A 1,180-nucleotide genomic window follows, 5' to 3' on the forward strand; every position below is an offset into this window, starting at 1 on the left:
TGTCCTCTCCAGTTTGAATATGGTGGCGGACAGTCTGGAGCTGTTGCCGGAGTGGGAGCACAAGCGCAAAACCTTCGCGACCGCTGAGTGGTACACCGAGCGGAACCGATGGGTCTTTCTGACCTCTGCTGCTGCCTACCGGAGCAAGACACTGCCATTGCACGCGGCATGGCTCGACCTGTTTATCCTGCGCATGATGGGATATTGCGAAGACCAAGCAGCTAAGGCGGTCTGGTTTGTGATCGATGAGTTGGCCAGCCTGAACCGGCTACCGCAACTCCACACCGCTGTCACGGAGAACCGTAAGTACGGCAATCCCGTCGTCATCGGTATCCAGGGACGCAGCCAGATGGAGAAGCGCTACGGTCAGGACGCTGAAGCTATGCTCTCCCAACCCGCGACGAAGATCTTCCTCAAGACTTCGGAACCGCGGGCGGCGAAGTGGATCTCCGAGGCCATCGGCGAGATCGAGGTCGAGCGTTTGAAAGAATCACGCAGCATGGGACTTCTCGGGTCGAAGAAGAGTTTTGCGATGGAGATCGCCAATAAGCCGCTCATCATGCCTTCCGAAATTGCGGGCCTGCCGCCCCTCACAGGCTTTATCAAGATCGAGAATCATGTTGTCCCGGCGAAGTTCCGGCTCGCAACGAAACAGAACAAGCAGCGGGAGTTCGTGGAACGGGCGAGAAAACAGCTGCTTCCGCGCAAAACGGATGTCGTCGGGACTTCGGCTCCCACGAAAGCACCGGAGACGAAGAAGCCTATTCAAGCCGTTTTGCCGCTGGAGGAAACGCCTGTCGTCAAGCGGGAGGGATTCAGTTGGGATGAGAGCAACGGGATTGAATGACGCTACGTCGTTCATGCGGATTAATGGCTAGCTGCAATCAATTCCGCCGTCGAATTCACTGATATGCCGCCACCCATCCGCGCTATGCAGCTGTGCAAACCCATCATCCGCGCCGAAGGCGTGCTCTCGAAATCATAGTTGCTCAAAACGCCGTTTTTCGTGCACTACTACAACTAAGTATTCGGACTAACCCGTGCCAGACAGTCTTTACGGATCGTAACGAGCCGCCTGCGGCCGCTTTTCTATTGCCTTACCTTGTAAGTCTTGAGAGCATGGCCCCATGGAAATGGAATCGAAGCAGCCTCGGTCCTTGTATTTTGATGCTCTGTCCCT

The 1,180-nt window shown here is 55.8% G+C and carries 1 protein-coding gene; it reads left to right on the forward strand.

Annotation, left to right across the window (positions count from 1 at the left end; genetic code table 11):
• The coding region (locus tag GSQ80_RS19900) for a type IV secretion system DNA-binding domain-containing protein (protein WP_216850475.1) at positions 1–847 on the forward strand (847 nt) is incomplete at its 5' end.
• Between the last annotated feature and the right edge of the window lie 333 nt (positions 848–1,180).

Source organism: Granulicella sp. L46 (assembly GCF_009765785.1).
GTDB lineage: Bacteria > Acidobacteriota > Terriglobia > Terriglobales > Acidobacteriaceae > Granulicella.